Source organism: Streptomyces sp. NPDC002138 (genome assembly GCF_040296485.1).
Lineage (GTDB): Bacteria > Actinomycetota > Actinomycetes > Streptomycetales > Streptomycetaceae > Streptomyces.
This window is the reverse complement of record NZ_JBEOXE010000127.1, coordinates 1-9,258: the sequence shown is the minus strand read 5'-3', so window position 1 is coordinate 9,258 and position 9,258 is coordinate 1. Positions and strand designations below refer to the sequence as shown.

At 75.8% G+C, this 9,258-nt stretch carries 4 protein-coding genes; 3 read left to right on the top strand and 1 reads right to left on the bottom strand.

Translation table 11 applies throughout. The features are described 5' to 3' along the window. The first annotated feature begins 224 nt into the window (after positions 1-224). Complete coding sequence (locus ABT084_RS37265; protein WP_351054110.1) at positions 225-1,127, top strand: hypothetical protein; 903 nt, start codon at positions 225-227, stop codon at positions 1,125-1,127. A gap of 76 nt (positions 1,128-1,203) precedes the next feature. Continuing rightward, positions 1,204-5,805, top strand: coding sequence for a hypothetical protein (locus ABT084_RS37260; protein ID WP_351054107.1), 4,602 nt, complete (start codon positions 1,204-1,206; stop codon positions 5,803-5,805). Between the two features lie 51 nt (positions 5,806-5,856). Here the strand turns inward: ABT084_RS37260 and ABT084_RS37255 are convergent, their stop codons facing one another. Continuing rightward, the gene (locus ABT084_RS37255; RefSeq protein ID WP_351054104.1) at positions 5,857-6,288 is read right to left on the bottom strand and encodes a hypothetical protein; all 432 of its coding nucleotides are present in this window, start codon (positions 6,286-6,288) and stop codon (positions 5,857-5,859) included. 379 nt (positions 6,289-6,667) lie between these two features. Here ABT084_RS37255 and ABT084_RS37250 point away from each other — a divergent pair. Further along, positions 6,668-9,258: sensor histidine kinase (locus tag ABT084_RS37250; protein ID WP_351054102.1), on the top strand; the 2,591-nt coding region annotated here is incomplete at its 3' end.

Sequence of the window (9,258 nt, the reverse complement as noted above, 5' to 3'; positions counted from 1 at the left end):
CGTCCTTGCCGTCGTCGAAGAGCGAGGCGTTGGGGCCGACGTACTCGTTCCAGGCGCCGTGCAGGTCGTAGGACAACCCGCCCCCCGCGCCCCGCGGCGACGCGCCCGCGCCCCACCCCCGGGCGCCGCCGCCCCGCCCCGCCCCCGAACACCCCCGCCGCGGCCCACCGCACCGCGCGCACCCGCACCGCGAGCACCCGCACCGCCCCCGAGGAGACGCACCCGTGAGCGACCACCACGCCGAGCACCCCGCGTGGAGCGAGCCCGACGCGGCGTCGGTCCCCGCCCGCGCCGCCCAGGGCGCCGCCGTCACCCCGGCCGACGCCGCCGACGCGGCCCGGCTCGTCGCCTTCGGGCTCCAGCCCAAGCTGCTGCCCGCCCGGGACGCCGAATACGCCGAACTCCTGCGCCGCTACCGCGAGGACCCGCCCTTCGCGCGGCTCGCCGACGCCGTCGCCACCGGGCTCGGGCTCGTCGTCCTGGAGGTCTCCCCCCGGGCCGGGATGGCCGTCGCCGCGGGGGAGGACTCGGTGTTCGCCGTCCGCATGGGCGACTACGCCCGCCGCACCACCGCCGACTCCGCCGACCGGTTCCTGCACGGACTCGCCCACCTCGCCGTCGCCGCCCTCGCCTTCCCGCGTCCCGAGGACCTCGCCGACGACGGCTACATCGGCCGGATCACGGTCAACGGCGTGGACGCCTTCGTCCGCCAGACCTGCCGCCGCCTGGAGGAGCGCGCCGAGGAGCGGGGCGAGAACACCGACCCGGCCACCGACGCCCCCGGCCTGGAGGCCGCCTGGCGGGTCTACGCCCGCCGCAGCGCCACCGGCGCCACCAAGGACGCCCGCCGCCTCGCCGGCTCCACCACCGGCATCGTCGGCAAGGCCGCCGCCTTCCTCACCGACTCCGGGTTCCTCCAGCGCACCGGGGACGACGCCGGCGGCACCTACCGGACCACCCCGCGCTATCAGCTCCAGGTCCGCGACATGGCCGGCAGCGCCGCGATGGCCGAACTGCTCGAACTCGGCGTGGTCGCCGTCAGCGACGGCTCCGCCACCCTGCTGCCGCCCCCCGAGGGTGACGACCTGGAACTGGCCGCCGACGCGGGCCTGCCCTTCCACACCTGAGCCCCGCCGGCACCGCGAGCACCACCCGGCCGCCCCCGCCACCCGCCCCCGTACCGAGCCATCACGAGAGTCCGCCATGTACGAGCTGTCCCGGATCCGCCTCTACTCCATCGGACCCGCCGGTGCGCGCTACGCCGACACCGTGCTCGACCTGCGCGGAGTCGGCGAGCCGGTGCCCCACCCGGCGCCCACCCAGGCGGAGTTCTTCGAGGACGAGCCGTCGGGCCCGCCGCGCCGCCCCGCGCCCGCCGGGGTGCTCTTCCTGGAGAACGGCGGCGGCAAGTCCGTCCTGCTCAAGCTGATCTTCTCGGTGATGCTGCCCGGCCACCGCAACACCCTCGGCGGCGCCAGCTCCGGCGTCCTGCGCAAGTTCCTGCTCGCCGACGACTGCGGCCACGTCGCCCTGGAGTGGCAGCACACCCGCACCGGCGCATGCGTGGTCGTCGGCAAGGTCAGCGAATGGCGCGGCCGCCAGGTCTCGAACGACCCGCGGAAGTTCGCCGAGGCCTGGTACTCCTTCCGCCCCGGCCCCGGACTGAGCCTGGACAACCTCCCGGTCGCCGAATCGACCGCCGTACGCCCCGTCGTCGAGGGGGTCTCCGGCGCACAGGGCCGCCGCCGCACCATGAAGGGCTTCCGCGACGCGCTCACGGAGGCGGGCAAGGCGTACCCGCACCTGGAGGTCTCCTGGGAGGAGATCCACGACCGCTGGAACGAACACCTCACCGACCTCGGCCTCGACCCCGAACTCTTCCGCTACCAGCGCGAGATGAACGCCGACGAAGGCGAGGCGGCCGGCCTCTTCGCGGTCAAGAAGGACTCCGACTTCACGGACCTGCTGCTGCGCGCCGTCACCGACACCCGCGACACGGACGGCCTCGCCGACCTGGTCCACGGCTTCGGCAACAAGCTCGGCCGCCGCGCCGAGCTGATGGCCGAACGGGACTTCACCGCGGGCTCGGTGGACCTCCTCGGCCGGATCGTGGACGCCACCGCGGCCCGCTCCCGGGCCCGCGACGTCCACGCGGGGGCGGAACGCCGTACGCGCACCCTCGCCCGGCGGCTGTCCGCCCGCGCCACCGAGGAGCGCGGCCGCGCCGCCGACCTCGCCCAGCGGGTCACCGACGCCGCCCACCAGGTCACCGCCGCCGAATCCGCCCGCGACCGCAGCGCGGCCGTCTCCGCCGAACTCGCCTACCGGCACGCCTCGCTGGCCCTCGCCGTCGCCGAGAAGGCGGCCACCGCCCAGCGCCGCGAGCTCCTCGAAGCCCGCACCCTGCACGCCGCCTGGCAGGCCGCCGAGTCCGTGCTGCGCCACCGCGTCGCCGCCGACCGCTCCGCCCGGGTCGCCGCCGCCATCCTCGAAGCCGAACGGGACGCCGCCCCGGCGCTGGCCGCCCGCGCCGCCGCCGCCGCCGCGCTCGTACGGGCGCTGCACACGGCCGCCGAAGCGGGCGAGGAGGTCGCCAACGAGGGCGAGGAGCGCGCCGCCGAGCTCCAAGAGCTGGGCGAGAGCGCCCACCGCGACGCCACCGCCGCCGCCACCGCCGCCCAGCGCGCCCGCAGCGAGGCCGAACACCTGCGCGCCCGCCTCGGCGAGGTCGAGCAGGAGACCGCCGAAGCCGTCCGCGCGGGCTGGCTCGACGACTCCGCCCCCGACGCCGACCCCGCCCGCGCCGCCCTCGCCGCGAGCGACGCCGAGAAGAGCGCCGTGGCCGGCTGGGACGAGGCCCGCGAGGCCGCCCGCGCCGCCGCCGACGCCGCCCGCGAAGCCGCCGCCGCCCAGTCCCGCGCCGAACTGACCGCCGCCCGCGCGGCGGACGCCGCCGACGCCGCCGAGGCCGCCCACGACGCGGAACACCGCGCCGCCGCCTCGCTGGCCGCCGCGCCCCGCCTCGCAGACCTCCTGGGCCTCCCGGCCGCCGGATCCGGTACGGACGCCCCCGAGCAGGCCCCCGGCCTCACCCCGGAGGACCTGGACCGCGGCGCGGACGAGCTGCGCGACCTGCTCGACACGGGCGTCGCCACCGCCGAGCGCCAGCTCTTCGACCTGCGCACCGCCGCCGCCGACGACGCCCGCATCCTCGGCGCCCTCGGCGACGGCGGCCTGCTGCCGCCCGGCCCCGACGTCCTGGCCACGGTCGAATACCTCGGCGAACACGGCATCCCGGCCCTCCCCGGCTGGCGCTACCTCGCCCAGGCCGTGGACCCGGCCGACCACGCGGCCGTCCTCGCCGCCCGCCCCGAACTCGTCGACGGCGTGGTCATCACCGACCCCGACACCCACAGCCGGGCCCGCGAGGTGCTCTCCGCCGCCGCGCTGCTGCCCCGCTCCGCCGTCGCCGTCGGTACCGCCGCCGCCCTGCTGGCGCCCGTACCGCCCGCCGGACCGGGTGCCGACACCGGCGTGTTCCTCGTCCCGCCGAACCCGGCCATGCACGACGAGCACGCCGCCGACGAGGAGCGCCAGGCGCTGCGCGCCCGCGCCACCGCCCGCGACACCGAGATCCGGGAGCTGGCCGCCCGCCTCGGCGCGGACCGGGCGCTCGCCGCCCGCCTCGCCTCCTGGCGCACCGGCTGCCCGCCGGGCCGCCTCGCCGAGCTGGCCGGACAGGCCGCCTCCGCCCGTACGTTCGCCCAGGAAGCCGAAGCCGAGCTCACCGAGGCCCGCACCGCGCGCGCCGAAGCCGACGAGAGCGCCGCCGACGCCGCCCGCATCCGCGAGGAGCGCCAGGACGCCGCCCAGCGCGCCCGCCGCGCCGCCGACGCGCTCGCCGGGCTCGCCTTCCGGCTCCGCGAGCGGGCCGGCTGGCAGGTCCGGCTGCGCGAACTCGCCGACGAGGCGGCCGAGTCCGAGGCCCGCGCCGAGGCCTGCCTCGACCGCGCCCGGTCCGCAGACGAGGACCGGCGCGCCGCCCAGCGCGCCGCCGACGACGCCCGCCGCACCGCCCGCGCGCTGCGCGCCGAACGCGCCGAGATCGCCGGCGCCCCCGAGCACCTCCCGGCGGACGAGGACGCCGCCAGAACCCCGCTGCCGGACCTGCGCGAGGCCTACCGGGCCGCCTCCCAGCTGTACGAGAAGGTCGGCGTCGGCGCCGACCTGCGCGCCGAACAGGCCCGCGCCGAAAGCGACGAGAGCGCCGCCCTCGCCGACATCGACCGGCTCACCAACAAGGTGCGCACCCGCGCCGCCCAGCTCCTCGAAGGCACCGACGGCTCCGACGGCCCCTCCCGCCAGGCGGCCACCGCCCGCGCCGAGTCGCTCGTCCAGATGCTGGAGACCCGCGCCTCCACCGCCAGCGAGCAGCTCGGCCGCCTGCGCGGCGAAGCCGAGCGGCACGCCCCCGCCGAGGGGACCGCGCACGCCGACCTCCCCGAGGAGCTGATCCCCGACGACGTCGAGCGCGCCCAGACCCTGCTGCGGACCGCCACCGCCCAGCTCGCCGCCCACAGCTCCGCCGTGGAGAGCGCACGCGCCGCCCACGCCGACCTGCTGCGCTCCCACCGCGCCGCCGAGGACGGCGCGGGCGGGTTCGAGGAGACCGCCGCCCTGCTGCGGGACCTGATGCGAGACCAGAGCCCGCAGGAGGACGCCGACGAACAGGGCAGCGGTGCCTTCCAGGGGAGCCTGGAGGAGGCCCGGCAGAGCGCCACCGAGGCCCGCCGCTCGCTGCGCGGCCACGCGGGCGACCTCTCGGCCGCCGAAGCCGCCGTCCGTGAGGCGAGCGACATCCTGGTCCGGCACGCCAACGCCACCCGCTACGAGGCCGTACGCACCCCCGCGCGCCAGCAGATCCGCGAACTTCCGGCCGCTTCGCTGCCCGAGCACGCGGCCTCCTGGGCCACCGCCTTCGCCCCGCGCCTGCGCGTCCTGACGGACGAGCTGGAGCAGCTGGAACGCAACCGCGACAGCATCGTGGACCGGCTGCGCGGACTGGTCGAGTCCGCGCTGGCCACCCTGCGCTCGGCGCAGCGGCTCTCCCAGCTCCCCGAAGGACTGGGGGAGTGGTCGGGCCAGGAGTTCCTGCGCATCCGCTTCGAGGAGCCCGACCAGGCGACCCTCGCGGAGCGCCTCGGCGAGGTCATCGACGAGGCCACCCGCGCGGCCGTGAAGAAGAACAGCGCCGCCTCCTTCGGCGAGGGCCGCCGCGACGGCATGTCCCTGCTGCTGCGCGGGGTCCAGGCCGCCCTCGAACCCAAGGGCATCGCGGTGGAGATCCTCAAGCCCGACGCCGTGCTGCGCGCCGAGCGCGTCCCGGTCGGGCAGATGGGCGACGTCTTCTCCGGCGGCCAGCTGCTCACCGCCGCCATCGCCCTCTACTGCACGATGGCGGCCCTGCGCAGCAACGACCGCGGCCGGGACAAGCAGCGCCACGCGGGCACCCTGTTCCTCGACAACCCCATCGGGCGCGCGAACGCCACGTACCTGCTGGAACTCCAGCGGGCGGTGTCGGACGCCCTCGGGGTCCAGCTGCTGTACACGACGGGCCTGTTCGACACGACCGCCCTCGCGGAGTTCCCCCTGGTCATCCGGCTGCGCAACGACGCCGACCTGCGCGCGGGCCTGAAGTACATCAGCGTCGAGGAGCACCTGCGCCCGGGCCTGCCGCAGCAGCGCCCCGAGGGCGAGGCGATCCACGGCGAGATCACCGCGACCCGGATGTTCCGCCGCGGCTGACCCGGACCCCGGGCCCGGGGCCGGACCCCGGCCCCGGGCGGAACGCCGACGTCAGCGCATTCCGCCCGAGGCCATGGGTATGTGCCCGGACCGGGCCGCGCGCCGGGCCCTGCGCCGGTCCCGGCGCAGCTCCCGCGCCGTGCTGCTCGGCACCGACACCACGCCGTAGCGCTGGTTCCACGTCTGGCGGGTGATCCACACGTCCAGCACCCCCCAGGTGGCCACCACGGTCCCCGCTATCGCGCCGAGCGCCATGGGGAACGCGAGCCAGGACCCGGCCACCGCCAGCAGGAAGGAGACCGAGGCCTGCGTCAGCGTCAGCGCCACTATCAACACCGCGCGCACGGCGGCCGTGCGCACCGGGTCGGGCATCCTGCGCTGACGCGCCGGCTCCTCGACCCACAGAGGAGGACGCCCCCGGGGGGCCGTCCCGATCGTCCTGATCCCTCGCCCGTTCTCGTCTTCGTCCACACCGCTGCCCATGTTCCGCTACTCCCCACCAGACGGCTCGCCATGCCGCCTCGAACAGATAGACGCTCGAGAAGGGTGGGAGATTCCCGGATCGGCACCCTTTCCCCCCCGGTTCCACCACTCCCGTCCCTGCCGCTCTCCACGGAACGAATAATTCCAGCCATCCCTGAAGAGACGGGAACTGACGCCCCACCAGGTGTCATGTGCCGCATATCGGGCCGCACTCGACCGGAAGTATCGGACAACTCGTGATCTTCGTCCGGAGGTCCGGCCGAAAACGTCCGGACAGGCCTTCGAGAGTGCCCCGCGTCAGTAGTAGGCTCACGCCGTTTAATTGACGGAACACCGACCCCCCGGCAGCGGGGTTGAGCTGGGGGAGGCTGGGGAGGCCATGCGCTTTCGCGGGAAATCCATCCGCCGGAAGATCGTGGCGTTGCTCCTCGTGCCGCTCGTCTCCCTGACCGCACTCTGGGGTTTCTCGACGGTCATCACCGGCCGGCAGGCCGTCGAACTGCTCGACGTCGCCTACGTGATCGACAAGGTCGGCTACCCGATCGAGGACGTCGTCCGCGTCATCCAGAAGGAACGCCGCCAGACCCTCGTGGTCCTCGGCGACCCGCGCTCGGCCACCGCGACCGCCGAACTGACCCAGCGCCGCGCCGCTACCGACGCGATCGTCGCGGACATCACCCGCAACGCCACCGACCCGGACGTGGTCGAGGAGCTCAGCCCCGCCGCCGCCGGGCGGCTCGGCTCCATCCTCGACGCCTTCCACGGCATCGGCGCCCTGCGCCACTCCGTCGACCAGACCGCTCTCGATCCCGGTCAGGCGCTGGACCTCTACAGCCGTCTGGTCGACCCCTGTTACGACTTCCTCCTCAATCTCCACGCGCTCGAGAACGTCGAGATGGACAAGGAGGGCCGGGCCCTCGTCGGCATCACCCGGGCCCGCGAGGCGCTCTCCCGCGAGGACGCCGTCGTCGCCTCCGGGCTGGCCGCCCGCAACTTCAGTGCCAAGGACATCCGTACGGTCTCCGACCTGATGGCCAACCGCGCCCTGTTCTACGACTTCAACCTCGCGATCCTCCCGGCCGGCGACCGCGAGCTGTTCGAGCAGTACTGGAGCGGTCCCGACACCAAAGTCCTGCGCGACGCCGAGGAACGCATCGTGCAGGCGGGCGCGGCCAAGAACCCGCGCGTCCCCGCCGCCCAGTGGGACGAAGCCGCGGGCAAGGTCCTCGACGACCTCGCCACCATGGGCACCGCCGCCGGCGACCGCTACCAGAAGCGCGTCGAACCCGTCGCCATGGACGTCCTGGTGAAGGCGGCCGTCGCCGGCGTCCTCGGCTTCGTCGCCCTGATCGTCTCCCTGGTGCTCTCGGTGCGCATCGGCCGCGACCTGATCCGCGACCTCTCGCGGCTGCGCAAGGAGGCCCACGAGGTCTCCGGCGTCCGGCTGCCCGGCGTGATGCGCCGCCTCGCCGCCGGTGAGCACGTGGACGTCGACACCGAGGCGCCCCGCCTGGAGTACGAGAAGGACGAGGTCGGCCAGGTCGGCATGGCCCTCAACCTGCTCCAGCGCGCCGCCGTCGAGGCCGCCGTCAAACAGGCCGAACTGCGCCGCGGGGTCTCCGAGGTGTTCGTCAACCTCGCCCGCCGCAACCAGGTCCTGCTGCACCGCCAGCTCACCCTGCTCGACACCATGGAGCGGCGCACCGAGGACTCCGAGGAGCTGGCCGACCTCTTCCGCCTCGACCACATGACCACCCGCATGCGCCGTCACGCCGAGGGCCTGGTGATCCTCTCCGGCGCCGCGCCCTCCCGCCAGTGGCGCAAGCCGGTCCAGCTGATGGACGTCGTACGGGCCGCCGTCGCCGAGGTCGAGGACTACGAGCGGATCGAGGTGCGCAGGCTGCCGAGGCTCGGCATCACCGGCCCCGCCGTCGCCGACGTCACGCACCTCATCGCCGAACTCCTGGAGAACGCCACGGTGTTCTCCCCGCCGCACACCGCGGTCCAGGTGCACGGCGAGCGCGTGGCCAACGGCTTCACCCTGGAGATCCACGACCGCGGCCTCGGCATGCACCCGGACGCGCTGCTCGACGCGAACCTCCGGCTCGCCGAGACCCCCGAGTTCGAGCTGTCCGACACCGACCGCCTCGGCCTGTTCGTCGTCAGCCGCCTCGCCCAGCGCCACGCCATCAAGATCTCCCTCCAGCCCAGCCCGTACGGCGGCACGACCGCGGTCGTGTTCCTCCCCGTGGATCTGCTCACCGAGGCCCCCGAGACCAACGGCAGCGGCCTGCGCCTGGAAGGCGCCGACCGGCCCGCCGTGGGACGCGGCCCGGCCACCCGCGCCCACGGCATCGGCGCGGGCGCCGGAGTCGGCATCGGGAGCGGCAACAGGAGCGGAAACGGTACGCCGCCCAGGCGCCCGGTGTCCGCGGCCCTGCTGGACGGCCCGGTCGAGCTGGAGGCACCCCTCAACGTCCTCGGCCTGGACGCGCCCGCCCCCGGCGGAAAGAGCAGCGGCAACGGCAACGGCACCGGGCACTCCCACGGCAACGGCACCGCCCCCGCCAAGGGCACGCCCCCCGCCACCCCCGTCCCGGCCATGGCCACCCTGGACGACGAGACCCCGCCCAACGGCACCCCGCGCAGCACCCTGCTCGGCCTGCGCACCGCCGACCGCACCGCCGATCGCGACCCCGGCCGGGAGCAGCAGCAGGCCCCCACCGGCCCCGTCCGGCTGGAGAGTTCCCACCGGGACACCGCCGCCCGCACCGCCTCCGGCGCCGTACCGCTGCCGCGCCGCCACCGCGCCCCGACCCTGGTCGCCGAGCACGGCCGCCGGGTGGACGCTTCCCGCGCGGACGCCCCCCGGGCCACCCCGGCCCCCCAGCCCGCGCCGGCCCCCCCCCCCCCCCCCGCGGCGGGCCCCGGGCCGGGCCCCCCCGCCGGCCCCGGCGGCCGGCCCCCCCG